1 protein-coding gene is annotated in these 926 nt (G+C 61.2%); it reads right to left on the reverse strand.

The window, feature by feature from the left end; genetic code table 11:
* Positions 1-28: 28 nt before the first annotated feature.
* The gene (locus ACOI1H_RS25830) at positions 29-853 is read right to left on the reverse strand and encodes an IS5 family transposase (protein WP_422441201.1); all 825 of its coding nucleotides are present in this window, start codon (positions 851-853) and stop codon (positions 29-31) included.
* Positions 854-926 lie beyond the last annotated feature (73 nt).

The following is a 926-nucleotide window of genomic DNA, read 5'->3' on the forward strand; positions in this document are numbered from 1 at the left end:
AGTCCGATTCAGAATGGGGTGAACGATTTCATGCCCTTGCCAGGAGGCGGGTCATGCGCCGGATATGGGCGATGAGCACCCATGCCTCGGCACTCTCGATGGATGCCTCCCAATCTTTCGCCAAACGACGGCAACGCCCGAGCCATGCGAAAGTCCGTTCCACGACCCATCTGCGCGGTAGGACCTCGAAGCCCTTGGCGGTGTCGGATCGCTTGACGATCTGCAACGTCCAGCGCCCGAGGCTGACGAGGGCACCGCGCAGTTTCGGTCCGGCGTAACCGCCATCCGCGAACATATGGCGCAGTTTCGGGGCCTCGCGGCGGAGTTTGGCGAAGACCCCGGGCGCACCGTCTCGATCCTGGATATTGGCGGCGTGGACTTCGCACGCGATCAGGTTGCCGCAGGTATCGGTGATGATGTGGCGCTTGCGCCCCTTGATCCGTTTGCCCGCATCGAACCCAGAAAGTGAGGTGTTTTCAGAGGTTTTCACGCTCTGGCTGTCGATTACACCCGCTGTCGGCTGCACATCGCGCCCTGCCGCGAGGCGCGCCATGGCGACCAGGTGGCGGTTGATCTCGGCCAGCAGGCCATCGTCACGCCAGCGGTAGAAATAGTAGCGCACGGTCGAGACCGGCGGAAAGTCCTTGGGCAAGAGGGACCACGCGCATCCAGAAGCCGCGATATACTGGATCGCGTTCCAGATCCGCCGCAACTTCACCCGTCGTGGTCGCCCAAGGCGGTTGCGACCGGGCAACCAAGGCCGCACGATCTTCCATTCCGCATCGGTCAAATCGCTTGGATAGCGCTTCGTTTCGCGCCTATGCTGCGCACGGGTGAGTTCGGTCCAGGTCATCGTGATCTCCGTTCAGCTTCGACAACCGAACAGAATCACAACCTGCTGAATTCACTCAACTCATTTCCAATCA

Source organism: Loktanella sp. DJP18 (genome assembly GCF_049310965.1).
GTDB lineage: Bacteria > Pseudomonadota > Alphaproteobacteria > Rhodobacterales > Rhodobacteraceae > Loktanella.